General features: G+C 68.8%; 14 protein-coding genes. 6 read left to right on the plus strand and 8 right to left on the minus strand.

Going from position 1 to position 14185, the window contains the following annotated elements:
* The first annotated feature begins 46 nt into the window (after nucleotides 1-46).
* A complete protein-coding gene (locus LX88_RS09330) occupies nucleotides 47-1192 on the plus strand; it encodes a cystathionine gamma-synthase (RefSeq protein WP_258947334.1) in 1146 nt (381 codons plus the stop codon).
* 64 nt (nucleotides 1193-1256) lie between these two features.
* Here LX88_RS09330 and LX88_RS09335 read toward each other — a convergent pair whose 3' ends face one another.
* Together LX88_RS09335 and hppD are read right to left on the minus strand one after the other, a co-directional pair.
* Complete coding sequence (locus LX88_RS09335; RefSeq protein ID WP_051771941.1) at nucleotides 1257-1499, minus strand: hypothetical protein; 243 nt, start codon at nucleotides 1497-1499, stop codon at nucleotides 1257-1259.
* 215 nt (nucleotides 1500-1714) lie between these two features.
* Nucleotides 1715-2896 carry a 4-hydroxyphenylpyruvate dioxygenase gene (gene hppD / locus LX88_RS09340; RefSeq protein WP_090065835.1) on the minus strand — a complete coding sequence of 394 codons (1182 nt, stop codon included), beginning with the start codon at nucleotides 2894-2896 and terminating at the stop codon, nucleotides 1715-1717.
* A 74-nt stretch (nucleotides 2897-2970) separates the two neighbouring features.
* On the opposite strand from hppD, the gene LX88_RS09345 reads away from it, so the two are divergent.
* Complete coding sequence (locus tag LX88_RS09345; RefSeq protein WP_258947335.1) at nucleotides 2971-3480, plus strand: Lrp/AsnC family transcriptional regulator; 510 nt, start codon at nucleotides 2971-2973, stop codon at nucleotides 3478-3480.
* Between the two features lie 28 nt (nucleotides 3481-3508).
* Here the strand turns inward: LX88_RS09345 and greA are convergent, their stop codons facing one another.
* Together greA and LX88_RS09355 are read right to left on the minus strand one after the other, a co-directional pair.
* Entirely contained in the window at nucleotides 3509-4006 is a 498-nt protein-coding gene (gene greA / locus LX88_RS09350) for a transcription elongation factor GreA (protein ID WP_090007240.1), read from the minus strand.
* A 183-nt stretch (nucleotides 4007-4189) separates the two neighbouring features.
* Nucleotides 4190-4612 (minus strand): DUF4307 domain-containing protein, encoded by a 423-nt coding sequence (locus tag LX88_RS09355; protein ID WP_258947336.1) that lies wholly within the window; start codon nucleotides 4610-4612, stop codon nucleotides 4190-4192.
* Between the two features lie 94 nt (nucleotides 4613-4706).
* Here LX88_RS09355 and mca point away from each other — a divergent pair, with 94 nt between their 5' ends.
* On the plus strand, nucleotides 4707-5576 hold the full coding sequence (gene mca / locus LX88_RS09360; RefSeq protein ID WP_258947337.1) for a mycothiol conjugate amidase Mca: 870 nt from the start codon (nucleotides 4707-4709) through the stop codon (nucleotides 5574-5576).
* A 2-nt stretch (nucleotides 5577-5578) separates the two neighbouring features.
* The gene (locus LX88_RS09365) at nucleotides 5579-5863 is read left to right on the plus strand and encodes a hypothetical protein (RefSeq protein WP_372511223.1); all 285 of its coding nucleotides are present in this window, start codon (nucleotides 5579-5581) and stop codon (nucleotides 5861-5863) included.
* A 507-nt stretch (nucleotides 5864-6370) separates the two neighbouring features.
* On the opposite strand, the gene LX88_RS09370 is transcribed toward LX88_RS09365, so the two are convergent.
* The 4 genes from LX88_RS09370 to LX88_RS09385 are packed head-to-tail and all read right to left on the minus strand — an operon-like array spanning nucleotide 6371 to nucleotide 11542.
* Nucleotides 6371-7129 carry a nucleotidyltransferase domain-containing protein gene (locus LX88_RS09370; RefSeq protein ID WP_258947338.1) on the minus strand — a complete coding sequence of 253 codons (759 nt, stop codon included), beginning with the start codon at nucleotides 7127-7129 and terminating at the stop codon, nucleotides 6371-6373.
* Nucleotides 7126-7740 (minus strand): nucleotidyltransferase domain-containing protein, encoded by a 615-nt coding sequence (locus tag LX88_RS09375; RefSeq protein ID WP_258947339.1) that lies wholly within the window; start codon nucleotides 7738-7740, stop codon nucleotides 7126-7128. The genes LX88_RS09370 and LX88_RS09375 overlap by 4 nt, the downstream gene beginning before the upstream one ends.
* The gene (locus LX88_RS09380; RefSeq protein WP_258947340.1) at nucleotides 7737-10205 is read right to left on the minus strand and encodes a polynucleotide kinase-phosphatase; all 2469 of its coding nucleotides are present in this window, start codon (nucleotides 10203-10205) and stop codon (nucleotides 7737-7739) included. The genes LX88_RS09375 and LX88_RS09380 overlap by 4 nt, the downstream gene beginning before the upstream one ends.
* Nucleotides 10205-11542 (minus strand): 3' terminal RNA ribose 2'-O-methyltransferase Hen1, encoded by a 1338-nt coding sequence (locus LX88_RS09385; RefSeq protein WP_258947341.1) that lies wholly within the window; start codon nucleotides 11540-11542, stop codon nucleotides 10205-10207. The genes LX88_RS09380 and LX88_RS09385 overlap by 1 nt, the downstream gene beginning before the upstream one ends.
* Nucleotides 11543-11597: 55 nt before the next feature.
* Here LX88_RS09385 and LX88_RS09390 point away from each other — a divergent pair, with 55 nt between their 5' ends.
* Together LX88_RS09390 and abmR are read left to right on the plus strand one after the other, a co-directional pair.
* Nucleotides 11598-13571, plus strand: coding sequence for a thioredoxin domain-containing protein (locus tag LX88_RS09390; RefSeq protein WP_258947342.1), 1974 nt, complete (start codon nucleotides 11598-11600; stop codon nucleotides 13569-13571).
* A gap of 56 nt (nucleotides 13572-13627) precedes the next feature.
* Entirely contained in the window at nucleotides 13628-14182 is a 555-nt protein-coding gene (abmR, locus tag LX88_RS09395; protein ID WP_258947343.1) for an ATP-binding transcription factor AbmR, read from the plus strand.
* Nucleotides 14183-14185 lie beyond the last annotated feature (3 nt).

Raw genomic sequence — 14185 nt, forward strand, 5'->3', positions numbered from 1 at the left:
TTGGACTCTTGCGGTCGGCGGCCAGATGGGTGAGTACCCTTCGAACATGAGCACCCCATACGGCTTCGCCACCAGGGCGATCCACGCCGGTCAGGACCCGGACCCGACCACGGGTGCGGTGAACGTCCCCATCTACGCCACGTCCACGTACGCCCAGGACGGCGTGGGCAACCTGCGTGAAGGCTTCGAGTACTCGCGCACCGGCAACCCCACCCGCCGTGCACTGGAGACGTGCCTCGCGTCGCTCGAACGCGGCCGCTACGGCCGTGCGTTCTCCTCCGGCATGGGTGCGACCGACGCCGCGCTGCGCACGTTCCTCAAGCCCGGCGACCACATCGTCATCCCGAACGACGCCTACGGCGGCACGTTCCGCCTGATCGACAAGGTCTTCTCGCAGTGGGGCGTCACCCACTCGCCGGCCCCCGTCTCGGACGTCGACGCCATCCGCGCGGCCATCCGTCCCGAGACGAAGCTCGTGTGGATCGAGACGCCCACCAACCCGCTGCTGAACATCGGCGACATCGCCTCGATCGCCTCGGTCGCCCACGGCGCCGGCGCCAAGCTCGTGGTCGACAACACCTTCGCCTCCCCGGCCCTGCAGACCCCGCTGGAACTGGGCGCGGACGTGGTGCTGCACTCGACCACCAAGTACATCGGCGGCCACTCCGACGTCGTCGGCGGCGCCCTGATCACCTCCGACGAAGAGCTCGACGCGGCGTTCGGCTTCCTGCAGAACGGCGCCGGTGCCGTTCCCGGACCGTTCGACGCCTACCTGACGCTGCGCGGCATCAAGACCCTCCAGCTCCGCATGGAGAAGCACTCCGACAACGCCGAACTGGTCGCCGAGGCCCTGACCAGGCACCCGCGCGTGAAGAAGGTCATCTACCCCGGCCTCGAGTCGCACCCCGGGCACGCCGTCGCGGCCAAGCAGATGAGCCGGTTCGGCGGGATGGTGTCGTTCATCGTCGAGGGCGGCGAGGAGGCTGCGCTCGAGGTTTGTGCGCGGACCCAGCTGTTCCTGCTGGCCGAGTCGCTCGGTGGGGTCGAGTCGTTGATCGAGCACCCCGGGAAGATGACGCACGCTTCCACGGCCGGGTCGATGCTGGAGGTGCCTGCCGATCTGGTGCGGGTGTCGGTCGGTATCGAGTCCGGCGATGACCTGGTGGCCGACCTGCTGGCCGCTCTCGGCTGAGCTGAACCGCACGCGGGGACCTTTCGTTCGGTCAGACCGAACGAAAGGTCCCCGCGTGCGACTTCTACGGCTTCTTCGAGCCGAACCTGTCGACGTTCTCGACCTCGGCCGTCGGAGCCGACGGTAGGTCGGCGCCGTTCACACAGCCGCCGACGAACTGGATCGTCTCGCCGGTGCGGACGAAGCGGCCGGCTTCGTCACAGCCCGCGTGCGCCACTGTCAAGAACGCCGCGCCGGTCAGTGCCGCAGCCGTGGTCACGGCTCCGACCAGCGGAATCACCGCGGCCACGCGTCGCGCGAATGCCATGCCACCTCCACCCGATGTGAGTCCCCCGTGAGGCAGCCTACCGGGGGATCGCCACCAGTGGCGTGACTCGGCACGTCGGCGGCGCATCCACGCTCAGCAGGGCGCCTCGCGGCGCCGCCCCCACGACCCCGTACGACCAGTACGAGGACGTGGGGGCGGCACCACGGTGCACCCGTCTGACCGCGGATGCACCGGCAACGTGCCGAGCCACACCACTAGAGGTTGCCGCGTCGCTCCTGTTCGCGCTCGATCGCCTCGAAAAGCGCCTTGAAGTTGCCCTTGCCGAAGCCCAGGGAGCCGTGGCGCTCGATCAGTTCGTAGAAGACGGTCGGGCGGTCGCCGATCGGCTTCGTGAAGATCTGCAGCAGGTAGCCGTCCTCGTCGCGGTCGACCAGGATGCGGTGTTCCTTGAGGGTCTCGATGGGGACGCGGACCTCGCCGATGCGGGCGCGGAGCTCCGGGTCGTCGTAGTAGGAGTCCGGGGTCTCCAGGAACTCGACGCCCGCGTCGCGCATGGCCGTGACGGTCTTGATGATGTCGTTCGTCGCCAGCGCGATGTGCTGGACGCCCGCGCCCTCGTAGAACTCGAGGTACTCGTCGATCTGCGACTTCTTCTTCGCGATCGCCGGCTCGTTCAGCGGGAACTTGACGCGGTGGTTGCCGTTGGAGACGACCTTCGACATGAGCGCGGAGTAGTCCGTGGCGATGTCGTCGCCGATGAACTCCGCCATGTTCACGAAGCCCATGACGCGGTTGTACCACTCGACCCAGTAGTCCATCTTGCCGAGCTCGACGTTGCCGACGCAGTGGTCGACGGCCTGGAAGAGGCGCTTCGGGGCACCTTCCGGGCGCTTCACGGACGAGCTGCGCGCCACGTAACCAGGCAGGTAGGGGCCGGTGTACTTGGAGCGGTCGACGAGCGTGTGGCGGGTCTCGCCGTACGTCGCGATCGCGGCGAGACGGACGGTGCCGTGCTCGTCGGTGACGTCGTGCGGCTCCTCCAGCACGGTGGCGCCCTGCTCACGGGCGTGCTTGATGCACTGGTCGACGTCGCCGACCTCCAGCGCCAGGTCGATCACGCCGTCGCCGTGGCGGCGGTGGTGGTCCAGGAGTTCGGAACCGGGCGTGACGCCGCCGTGGATCACGAAGCGGGCCGAGCCCGACTTCAGCACGAACGACTTGTGGGTGCGCTGGCCGGTCTCGGGGCCCGCGTAGGCCACGAGCTCCATGCCGAACGCCACCTGGTAGAGCCACGCGGTCTGCGTGGCGTTGCCCGCGACGAACACCACAGCGTCCATGGAGCGCACGGGGAAGGGGTCCTTGGTCGCGTCGTAGTCGACCAACCCCACGAGCTGCCGGAGCTGGTCGTAGCTCACGTCGTCAAGCTGCTGCGTCATGCCCATCAGCATGATTCGACCCGACAGGGTGAGCAACAGTCAGCGAATTCACAGGACAATTTGTATAGTGATCTATGCCTTCGGATCAGCAGAGTGAGCACTCTGACCAGCCCGTTGACGAACTCGACGCGAAGCTGCTGTTGCTCTTGACGGACGAGCCCCGCCTGGGCGTCCTCGAATGCTCCCGCCGACTGGGCGTCGCGCGGGGGACCGTGCAGGCCCGGCTGGACAGACTGGTCGAGCGGGGAGTGCTCACCGGGTTCCCGCCGGCAGTCGACCTCGGCGCGATGGGATACGGGCTGACGGCGTTCGCGACGGTGGAGATCGCGCAGGGACGCCGGGCCGAAGTGTGCGAAGGGCTGGCCGCGATCAGTGAAGTGTGCGAGGTGCACGCGACGACTGGCCAAGGAGATCTGTTCGTGCGAATGGTCGCGAGATCGAATGCGGACCTGCAACGCGTGGTAGATCACATCGTCGACGTTCCTCACGTCCGAAGGCTGTCGACTTCCATTGCGTTGTCGACTCCGGTGCCCCCACGTGTGCGGCCTTTGCTGGAACGCGTGAAAGGGCGGCCACCGAAGTGACCGCCCTTTCCAACGTTTTGTGGCGTGACTACGACTGGTAAGGAACAGCGGAGATCAACGTGACCTTCTGCTGCTTGCCGTTCGGCAGCTCGTAGGACACGGTCTCCCCGTCCTTGGCGCCGTTCAGGGCCTTGCCGAGCGGCGAAAGCGGGGAGTAGACCTCCATCTCGCCGTGCGCGCCCTCTTCGCGGGTGGCGAGGAGGAAGGTCTCCGTCTCGTCGTCACCCTCGTAGCGGATCGTGAGCACTGTGCCCGGTGCCGCGACACCCTTGGTGGTGGGAGCCTCGCCGACCTTCGCGGCCTGGAGCAGCTCGTGCAGCTGGCGGATGCGCGCCTCCTGCTTGCCCTGCTCCTCGCGAGCCGCGTGGTAGCCACCGTTCTCACGGAGGTCGCCCTCCTCGCGGCGGGCGTTGATCTCGGCAGCCATGACCGGGCGGTACGCGATGAGTTCGTCCAGCTCAGCCTTGAGCCGGTCGTAGGCCTCCTGGGTCAGCCAGGTCACCTGGGTGTCGCTCACGGTCACCAACTCCTCGTCTTGCTCCGGCGCACGCGTGTGCCCCAGATAGTTCCCGGGCCGTGGCCCGGAACGGAAAAACACGGCCCGCGCCGGGGCCGTGCTTGAGCTGCAATAGTAACACGTAGACAACGTTCAGCGACGGCGATTTGTTCCCCATCTCGCCGTTTAAACCGCAGATCACCCGCTTGGCCGCTAGCTCGTGGACAAGTAGGGGGGAACCTGGTAGGAGCACCCGAACACCTCGCCGGTGACCGGCGGCTTCGAGGTGCGGAGAACGGTTGTCTCCACGACGACGTCATTTCCCGGCGGAACCAGAACTTCGCGTCTGCCTGCTTCGTCCCCGTCCTTGGACCGGGCCCGAATGATGCAGACCGCTGCACGCTCCGGTTGATCGCGAGAAACCTCGAAACTGACCTTCACCTGGTCGTCGTCGAGGAGGATGAACGCGGTCTGCTTCGCCTCGATCGGCTTTGTGCCGAGATTTCGGTAACCGACGAAGGCGATGACGGCACCTACCGCGACGGCTACGGCGAGTAATGCCCACCGCGCCCAGGTGGCCAGCGGTTTGCGGCTCTGCCTGCTGTAGCGCCCCTCGGGGAGCACGCGCTGTGCCACTTCCGCGTCCTCCTCGGCCTCTGGGGAACAATGGTGCCCGGCGTTCAGTTGATGAGTGTCGCAGGACCATTCTCACAGGAGGACCACGGGGGTCATGGCCGACAAGCTGCGCCTTATGGCAGTGCACGCACATCCCGACGACGAGTCGAGCAAGGGCGCGGCCTCGATGGCTCGCTACATCGCCGAAGGGCACGACGTGATGGTCGTGACCTGCACCGACGGTGGTGCGGGCAGCATCCTCAACCCGGCGATGGACAGGCCGGACGTGCTCGAGAACATCATCGAGGTTCGCCGGGAGGAGATGGCCCGCGCGGCCAAGATCCTCGGCATCCAGCACCGCTGGCTGGGCTTCAAGGACTCGGGTCTCCCCGAGGGCGACCCGCTGCCACCGCTGCCCGAGGGGTGCTTCGCCCTCGTGCCGCTGGAGGAGTCGGTGCCGTCCCTGGTGGAGGCGATCCGCGACTTCCGCCCGCACGTCGTGGTGACCTACGACGAGAACGGCGGCTACCCGCACCCGGACCACATCCGCACGCACGAGATCTCGATGGCCGCCCTGGACGCGGCCGCCGACCCCGCCTACCAGCCAGAACTGGGCGAGGCCTGGGAAACGCAGAAGGTCTACTACGGCCACGGCTTCTCCCGCGCCAAGATCCTCGCGTTCCACGAGGCGATGGAGGCCCGCGGCATGGAGTCGCCGTACACCGAGTGGCTCTCGAACTGGAGCACCGACCGCCCGGACGTCATGGACCGCGTGACCACCCAGGTCGAATGCGCGGACTACTTCGACGTCCGCGACGAGGCCCTGAAGGCCCACGCCACCCAGATCGACCCGACCAGCCGCTGGTTCGGCATCCCGATGGAACTGCAGCGAGAGATCTGGCCGACCGAGGAGTACGAGCTCGTCCGCTCCCTGGTCGACTCGACGCTGCCGGAGAACGACCTGTTCGCCGGAGTTAAGGTCTAGGGGTGCTCTCCCCAGACTTCTCCGTCGGCAGCACGGTGGCGCTCGTCGCCGTGCAGCCGTCGAACACGAACGACGACGACAAGGGCGGCCAGGGCGAGGACTTCGGCAAGTCCTCCCCGGTCGGCCTCGTCCTGCTGATCGTCTTCTTCATCGCGGTGTTCTTCCTCGTCAAGTCGATGAACAAGCACATCAAGGGCTTGCCCGCATCGTTCGACGAGCCGGCTGAGGCTTCTGAGGACGCTCCGGCGGCGCCTGCTTCCTCGAAGGCTGAGAAGAAGAAGGACTGACTCCTCGCTTGCCGCGGCGGTTGTCCGGCTCGCTGGATTGTCATGATCGCGAGTTGTCCACAGGTTGTAGCTCGCTGACCTGCGGAGATGCCTAGGCGCGGTAGCTTGTGGATACGCGGGAACGCAAATGGCGTTTCCTTCGTTCCGCAGGAGGAGGAAGCGCGGGGGCGAGGGTCAGGACAGCTGGGGTGAGCCCGGCCATGTCAGATCTTCAGTGTCACGGCAGCTGAGCCGTGGATCACGGCCAGCCAGGCAAGCGTGGTCGACGGCCGGGATCACGGCCAACTCAGACGAGCGTGGCCGACGCCAGCGAGCATGGGCGCCCGACGGCAGGGCAGCGAGCGCGGTGGACCCGACGGCAGGGCAGCGAGGGCGGTCGATCCGACGCCAGACCACGCCTGCGTAGTTGACCCGACGCCAGGCCACGCGAGCGCGCTCGGCCCGACGCCAGGCCACGCGAGCGCGCTCGGCCCGACGCCAGGTCACGCGAACGCGGTCGCCCCGAAGTCAGGCCAGCCGCGTCGAGACCACGAAGTCGTGGACCTCCTCGGAGGCCGGCGGCTCCAACGGCAGATCGCTGCTCTCCCGCGCCTGCCGCAGCTCCTCGTGCCAGTGCGCGAGGTCCGCCTCCAGCCGTTCGGGAGCGGGCCTGCCCGGCACCCCGGCCAGCGCCCGGTGCTCGCCGAGGATCTTCGCCTCGATGAGTCCCGGCAGGTAGTCCGGGCCGTCGAGCTCCTCCAGCAACGTCGGCAGGTGCGCGTTCACCTGGCCGGTGCGCAGCAGGTGCACGCCGGTCAGCAGCGCGCGGAACGTGTAGAGCAGCGGCTTGATCTCGCCCGTCTTCTCGAACAGCCGCCACTGGGTGGCGGCGAACCCGCGGTAGTGGTGCCCGTGCCGTGAGGTCAGGCACCCGGCGGCCAGGGCGGCGAGCTTGCGGTGCGCGTCCGTGGTGTGCACGACCAGCGGCGAGAGCAGTTGCTCGAGCACGTAGCCGTTCGGGCGGGTCAGCAGCCGGCAGAACTTCTGCACGTCGTGCGTGACCAGGTCGATCTCGACGCCGTCGCGCACCCACATCCGTTCCTTGGTCTCCGGGCCGCGCCGCAGGCCGAGGACCTCGGCGAGCGGCAGCACGTGCACGCCGCGCAGGTCCACGTCCGAGTCGCGCGACGGGAAGCCGTACAGGTGCGCGCCGGACACGGTCGCGAACAGCAGGCCGTGCGACTGCTCGGCGACGACGGCGCTCAGGTCGGGTACTTCGTAGCTCACAACATCCTCCTGCGCACCGACACCAGCCAATCCTCCACCCGCGCCCGGTCCGGCTCCTCCGGTAGCGGGCCCTCAGCGCACGCGATCTCGTCGCCGAGCCGATGCGCCCACGCCACCGCGTCGTCCCAGGCCATCGAGCCGTCGCGGATCTGCAGCAACGAGCGGTCCGCCGTGATGTCGTAACGGCCGGTGCGCAGCAGGTTCAGCCCCACCAGCCGCAACCGCACGACGTGCATGAGCTGCTTCGGCTTGAGGTTGCGGCCTGCGCGTGACAGCTGCATCTCCGTTGCGCGCGTGAAGGCGCGCACGGCGTACCGGGAGAGGAACGCGGGCAACAGGTCCCGCAGCTCCTCTCCCATCGGCGTGCTGATCTCGACCAGCGGGCTCACCAGCGTTTCGAGCACCGTCGGGTTCGACTTGAGGCCCAGCCTGCAGAAGTGCTCGACCTCCCAGCTGAGCTGCTCCGGATCTGGCCCCTCGACCGAGGTCGGGGGTTTCTCCAGGCGCCAGAACGCTTCCGTGGGCGCGACGAACACCCCGCGTCTGTCCACATCAGACTCCACACTCGCGAGCCCGTAGGCGTGCGAGCCGATCACGGCTTCGAGGATCACAGTCTTGGGTCCACCGGTTCCGACTCGAGCGCGAGCACGCCGAAGACGCACTCGTGCACCCGCCACAGGGGTTCGCCGCGCACGAGGCGTTCCAAGGCCTCGATGCCCAGGGCGTACTCGCGCAGGGCGAGTCCGCGCTTGCGGCCGAGCGAACGCTTGCGCAGCCGCGAGAGGTTCTCGGGCGACGTGTAGTCCGGGCCGTAGATGATCCGCAGGTACTCGCGCCCGCGCACCTTCACACCCGGCTGCACGCGTCCGCCGAGGTTCGCCAGCGGCTTCACGACCATGCCCTCGCCGCCGGCCGCGGTCAGGTCCTCCCACCACTTGACGCCGGCGGCCACCTGCGCGGCGTCGTTCACGTCGACCACGAGGTGCCGGGTCCGCTGGAACAACGGTCCTTCGAGCTTGCCCAGCGTCTCCAGGTGCCACAGGTGCGAACGGTCATGGAACGTCCGGCCCTCCGCGGCGAGCAGCTGGAACGGCGCGACCCGCACGCCCTCCAGCCCGTCGGTGGGCCAGCAGTAACGCTCGTACGCCGCGCTGTAGGCAGCGGCGTTCGAGGCGCGCTGAGTCGTGCGTGCCAACAGTTCCGTGACGTCGACACCGCGCGAAGCGGCCGTTGCCAGTGCGTCGACCGCGACCGGAAGCGCGCCGTTCGCCGCCGCGCCGACCGCCGCGTACTGCTCGCGGATCAGCCCGGACGCCTTGGCGTTCCACGGCATCAGCTCGGCGTCGATGAGCAGCCAGTCTGTAGCGAACTCCTCGAACAGCCCCGCACAAGCCGAACGCACGCCATCGAGCAGTTCGGTGCCCAACGCGCCGTCGAAGAACGCACGGCCGGTGCGCGTGTAGATCGCGCCACCAACCTTGCGCACCAGCAACACCGCGCGGGAGCCCATGTGCTTCTCCTCGCAGATCACCTGCTCGACGCGGGCCGACCTGTACTCCGCGAAGGCCTCCTCGGGGTGCTCCAGCACGTCGTCGCGCTGCGAGGTCGCCACAGGTGCCATCGTCGGCGGCAGGTACAGCAGCTCGTGCGGGTCGATCGCGAACCGGCTCATGACCTCCAGGGCCGAAGCGGACTGCTCCGCGCGGATCGTCACGGCACCCATCAGCGACGTGTCGACCCGGCGCGTCCCCGTGACGTCGGTGAGCGCCAGCACGTCCGCCGCGCGTTCGACGGCCTTCGGCGGGAACGGTGCGTCGTTCTCGTACCAGGTCTGGTGCGCCTTGACGGAGACGAGCTCCTTCTCCGGGTAGCGCAACGCGGTCAGCTTGCCGCCGAACACCACGCCCGTCTCGAGGCACATGGTGTTGTTGATCCACTCGGCCTCGGGCGTCAGGACGTGCCCGTACAGCACCATCGCCGAGCCGCGGTAGTCGTTCGCCCACGGCAGGCGCACCGGCAGTCCGTGCGCGTCGGTCTCGCCGGTCGTGTCGCCGTACAGGGCGAAGCTGCGGACCTTCGCGGACGCACGGCCGTGGTAGCGCTCGGGCAGCCCGGCGTGCGCGACGACGAGCTTTCCGCCGTCCAGCACGTAATGCGCGACCAGGCTGTCGCAGAACTTCGTCGCGGCGAGGCGGAACTCCTCCGGCTCGTGCGCGAACTGCTCCAGCGACTTCTCCAGCCCGTGCCGGACCGTCACCTTGTGGCCGCGCATCGCCCGCACGAGCTTCTCCTCGTGGTTTCCGCGCACGCTGAAGGCGTGACCGCCCGCGACCATGCCCATCACGAGACGCAGCACGCCCGGAGTGTCCGGGCCGCGGTCCACGAGGTCGCCGACGAACACGGCCTTGCGATCAGCCGGCGGAACGGCGTCGACCGCGCGGCCCTCGTCGTCGCGCACCAGGGTGTAACCGAGCTCGGTGAGCAGCTCCTCCAGCTCCGCGCGGCAGCCGTGCACGTCACCGAACACGTCGAACGGGCCGGTCTCGTGCTTGAGGTCGTTGAGCAGGCGCTCGTACACGATCGTCGAGTTGTCCACATCGGACTCGGAGCGCAGCACGTGGACGCGCTTGAACCCCTCCTTGCCGAGGAACTTCAGCGAGCGCCGCAACGCCGCCCGGTGCCGCTTCACGACGTGCGCGCCGAAGTCGCGGTCGGGACGCTGCGCGTTGCGGGCAAGGCACACCTCGGTCGGGGTGTCGAGCACGATCGCGACCGGCAGCACGTTCGCCCTGCGCGCGACCTCGACCAGCCGGGCGCGGTCCTGCGGCTGCACGTTGGTCGCGTCGACCACGGTGACGCGCCCGGCCTCCAGCCGCTTGCCCGCCACGTAGTGCAGCACGTCGAACGCTGCCGTGGACGCCGACTGGTCGTTCTCGTCGTCTGCCACGAGCGCGCGGAAGTAGTCGCTCGACAACACCTGCGTGGGCAGGAAGTGCTTGCGCGCGAACGTGGACTTGCCGGAACCGGAGGCGCCGACGAGCACCACCAGACAGAGGTCGGGGATCTTCAGTTCCATCAGTTCACGTCCTTCGAGCTGAACACGGCCATCTGGGTCGGCGCGCCGCGTTCGGCGTCCTCCGGCCCGATCGGCACGAAGCGCACCGCGTAGCCACGGCGTTCCGCGACGCCGCCGGCCCAATCCTGGAACTCCTGACGAGTCCATTCGAAACGGTGGTCGGAGTGCCGCAGCTGGCCTTCCGGCAACGTGTCGAACAGCGCGTTGTACTCGACGTTCGGCGTCGTCACCAGCACGGTCGCCGGGCGTGCCACGGTGAACACCGAGTGTTCCAGCGCGGGCAGGCGCGACGGGTCGACGTGCTCGACGACCTCCATCAGCACCGCCGCGTCATAGCCGGCCAGTTCGGTGTCCGCGTACGTCAAAGCCGACTGCCGCAACGTGATCCGCTCGCGCTGGCGCTCGCCCATGCGGTCCAGGTGCAGCTTGCGCGCGGCCTCCTGCAACGCCTTCGCGGACACGTCGACACCGTGGATCTCCGTGAACTCAGGCTCGTTGACGAGAGCGCGCAGCAGCGCCCCGCCACCGCAGCCGAGGTCGAGCACGCGCTTGGCCCTGGCGTCCTTGAGCGCCTTGACCACGGCCTCCTTGCGCTGTGCGGCAAGGGAGATCTTCGGCTCGGCCAGCGCGTTGTCGAGCTCCTCGGGCTCGACCTCGTCGACGTCCGCGAGGCGTTCCAGGGCCGAGGTGATCAACGGTTGCTTGCGCGCCAGGTAGCGGGTGGTGATCAGCTCCTTGTCCGGGTGCGCCGCCAGCCAGCCGTCACCGGCCTTGAGCAGCTTGTCGACCTCGTCGGCCGCGACCCAGTAGTGCTTGCCGCCGTCGAGGACGGGCAGCAGCACGTAGAGGTGCTTCAGCGCGTCGCTGAGCCTGACGGTGCCGGTCAGCGTCACGTCACCGAAGCGCGAATCGCCGTGCCCGGTCGTCTCGACGGTCCAGCCGAGGGGCGTGAACAGCCGCTCCGCGAGCCGGTGTGGCAGCGCGGGGATGCGGATGACCAGCGGGATCGGTGTCGCGGCGAGTTCGGGGTAGCTCTCGCTGCGGCCGTTCATGGCCGTGCGGAACACGCTGCCGAGCGCGACCGTGAGCAACGACCCGGCCGCGTACGGCCTGTCGTTGACGTATTGGGTGAGCGTGCTGCCGGGACCTCGGACGAGCGCGATCGGGTCGACCTCCAGCAGGAGGGCGACCGTGCATTCCTCGTTCGTCGCCTTCGGGTAGAAGACGTGCGCGACACCCGAGCTCGTCGTGAAGGACTGAGCCCGGTCGGGATGCTTGTGCAGCAGGTGGCCCAGGTCGGTCGCCGGCTGGTGCGTCGTGGTCATGGTGAGCAACACGAGCGTGAGTCTGATCGAGATTCGCCCTCTGCGCTGCTGATTTAGTGTGGTTCGCATGACTAACCGGCTCGCGGACGCGACCAGCCCTTACCTGCTGCAGCACGCGGACAACCCGGTCGACTGGTGGCCTTGGACGGAGGAGGCGTTCGAGGAGGCACGGCGGCGCGACGTGCCGGTGCTGCTGTCCATCGGGTACGCGGCCTGCCACTGGTGCCACGTGATGGCGCACGAGTCGTTCGAGGACGCCGAGGTCGCTGCGTTCCTGAACGCGAACTTCGTGTCGGTGAAGGTGGATCGCGAGGAACGCCCGGACGTCGACGCCGTGTACATGGAGGTCACGCAGGCCATGACCGGCCACGGCGGATGGCCGATGACGGTGTTCCTGACGCCGGACGCGCGACCGTTCCACGCCGGCACCTACTACCCGCCGGCCCCCCGCCCCGGCATGCCGTCGTTCCGGCAGCTCATCGAGGCCGTGTCGGCGACCTGGGCCGCGCAACCCGGCGAGATCCTGGAGTCGGCTTCCGCTGTGGTGGAGGAGATCTCACGCCACGCCTCGCCGTTGCCGCCGTCCACTGTGGATGCGGATGTGCTCGCGGGTGCGGTGGTGTCGCTGCTCGGCGAGTTCGACCGGCGCAACGGGGGGTTCGGTGGCGCGCCGAAGTTCCCGCCGTCGATGGCGCTGGAGTTCCTGCTGCGCCACCACGAACGCACCGGCTCGGTCGAGGCCGTGTCGATGGCGACCGCGACGGCCGACGCCATGGCCGACGGCGGGCTCTACGACCAGCTCGGCGGCGGGTTCGCGCGCTACAGCGTCGACGCCTCGTGGGTCGTGCCGCACTTCGAGAAGATGTTGTACGACAACGCTTTGCTGCTCCGCTTCTACACCCACCTCGCTCGCGTGACGGGTTCGGAGCGCTACGACCGGGTCGCGCGGGACACGGCAACGTTCCTGCTGAGGGACCTGCGGACGGCCGAAGGCGGGTTCGCGGCATCGCTCGACGCGGACACCGAGGGTGTCGAGGGCCTGACGTACGTGTGGTCGTTCGAGGAGCTCGGGTCAGCGGCTGCCGCGTTCGGCGTGACTCCCGAGCCGAACTTCGAGGACGGCAAGTCCACGTTGCGGTTCGTGTCGGAGCCGGGGGAGGAGGTGCGGGCCGGGCTGCTGGCGAAGCGCGCGTTGCGGCCACAGCCCGGGCGGGACGACAAGGTGATCGCCTCCTGGAACGGCATGGCGATCGCCGCGCTGGCCGAGGCGGGCGCGTTCTTCGGTGAGCAGTCGTGGATCTCGGCGGCCTCCGAGGCGGCGTCGCTGCTGGCCTCGGTGCACCTGGTCGAGGGCAGGCTGCTGCGGACCTCGCGCGACGGCGTCGCCGGGCCGTCGTTCGGCGTGCTGGAGGACTACGGCTGCCTCGCCGACGGCCTGCTGGCGTTGCACCAGGTCACCGGCTCGATCCGGTGGCTCGACCTCGCCTGCGGGCTGCTCGACACCGCTCTCGCGCGGTTCGCCGTGCCGGACTCTCCCGGCGCTTACTACGACACCGCCGACGACGCCGAGACTCTGGTCAGGCGTCCTGCGGACTCGACCGACAACGCGTCGCCCTCCGGTGCGTCCTCGCTGGCCTCGGCCTTGCTGACGGCTTCCCTGCTGTCCGGCGCTGATCGTTCCTCGCACTACTTCACCGCTGCTTCGGAGGCGGTGACGCGGGCCGGTCTGCTGGCCGCGCGGGCACCCCGGTTCGCCGGCCACTGGCTCACCGCCGCCGAGGCGCTGGTCGCGGGCCCGTTGCAGGTGGCGGTGGTGGGTGCCGACGACTCGCGCCGTGCGTCGCTGTGGGCGGCGGCGGTCGCCCATGTGCCCGGAGGCGGCGTCGTCGTGGCCGGAGAGCCGGCGTCCGTGCCGTTGCTCGAAGACCGTCCGTTGGTCGACGAAGGTCCCGCGGCTTACGTGTGCCGCGGCTACGTGTGCGACAGGCCCGTCGTATCGGTAGACGCCCTGGTCACTTCGCTGACGGCGAACACTGCCTGACTGATTGCAGGCGTAGCGTCGGTTACAACGTAATCATGTAATCAGAGGCGGTTGTAATGGGACGTGGATGGCGAGGACGAGGCGGGTGGCAGCAGGCTGACCTGCCCCCGGCCGACGACGCGGCGGCGTGGTTCGCGGGCAGGCTCCCGGACGGCTGGTTCACCGGTGCCGCCGAGGTGATCGTCGACCGCGAGGAGATCACGGTCATCGGCACGCTCGCGCCGCTGGAGGGCGAGTTCGACGACGCCTCCCGCTCGGCGGCCGAGTCGGGCCGCATCTCGCGCTGGCGCGAGGAAACGCGCGACGAACGCATCGAGATCGCCCGGCAGGCCGAGCACCGCTACGGCCGCAAGGTCGCCTGGGGCGCTTCTCTGGGCGGCACGCGCGAACTGTTCACGCACCTGGCCGTGCCGGTCATGACGCGCCTGCGTCAGCCAGAACGCCAAGTGCTCGACACACTGGTCGCCGCCGGCGTGGCCCGCTCACGCGCAGACGCGTTGGCATGGGCCGTGCGCCTGGTGGGCGAGCACGCGGACACGTGGCTCGGCGAACTGCGCGATGCCATGTCCAAGGTCGACGATCTCCGCTCGCAGGGACCTGATCTGGCCTAGTGT

The organism is Lentzea californiensis, from assembly GCF_024648825.1.
Taxonomy (GTDB): domain Bacteria; phylum Actinomycetota; class Actinomycetes; order Mycobacteriales; family Pseudonocardiaceae; genus Lentzea; species Lentzea californiensis.

Coding starts and splice junctions, on each gene's coding strand:
- LX88_RS09335 (WP_051771941.1), bottom strand. CDS start 1,499: ATGGCATTCGCGCGACGCGTGGCCGCGGTGATTCCGCTGGTCGGAGCC.
- LX88_RS09330 (WP_258947334.1), top strand. CDS start 47: ATGAGCACCCCATACGGCTTCGCCACCAGGGCGATCCACGCCGGTCAG.
- LX88_RS09345 (WP_258947335.1), top strand. CDS start 2,971: ATGCCTTCGGATCAGCAGAGTGAGCACTCTGACCAGCCCGTTGACGAA.
- mca (WP_258947337.1), top strand. CDS start 4,707: ATGGCCGACAAGCTGCGCCTTATGGCAGTGCACGCACATCCCGACGAC.
- hppD (WP_090065835.1), bottom strand. CDS start 2,896: ATGACGCAGCAGCTTGACGACGTGAGCTACGACCAGCTCCGGCAGCTC.
- abmR (WP_258947343.1), top strand. CDS start 13,628: ATGGGACGTGGATGGCGAGGACGAGGCGGGTGGCAGCAGGCTGACCTG.
- LX88_RS09390 (WP_258947342.1), top strand. CDS start 11,598: ATGACTAACCGGCTCGCGGACGCGACCAGCCCTTACCTGCTGCAGCAC.
- LX88_RS09380 (WP_258947340.1), bottom strand. CDS start 10,205: ATGGAACTGAAGATCCCCGACCTCTGTCTGGTGGTGCTCGTCGGCGCC.